General features: G+C 70.1%; 1 protein-coding gene. It reads right to left on the bottom strand.

What is annotated here, in order from left to right; translation table 11 throughout:
• On the bottom strand, positions 1-254 hold a 254-nt coding region (locus IAE24_RS30070; protein ID WP_199962551.1), incomplete at both ends, for a hypothetical protein.

Raw genomic sequence — 254 nt, 5'->3', positions numbered from 1 at the left:
GCGGTTGTCTTCCCAGCGCTGCACGGGGCCTTGCCGCTGGCCTGCAAGGTGACCCAGACCCATGAGGTTGAAGTCGGTGTGCCGCCAGTGCGCGTGGACCTGGGCAGCCCAGTTGTCCTGGGTGTTCGTCTGGCCCGGAGCGCTGGGTGCTGGCAGGCGGTTGCCCGCAGGGTCGATCTGCCAGCGGGTCGTGGTCTGGGGGTCCTGGCTGTCGGTGGCCGCTCTCAGGCGCCCTGCGCTGTCGTAGCCGTAGC

The sequence above is a fragment of the Delftia sp. S65 genome (genome assembly GCF_016516495.1).
In the GTDB taxonomy this organism is placed as follows: Bacteria; Pseudomonadota; Gammaproteobacteria; order Burkholderiales; family Burkholderiaceae_C; genus Comamonas; species Comamonas acidovorans.
The sequence above is the reverse complement of the archived record's forward strand: the minus strand, read 5'-3'. Positions and strand labels throughout refer to the sequence as shown.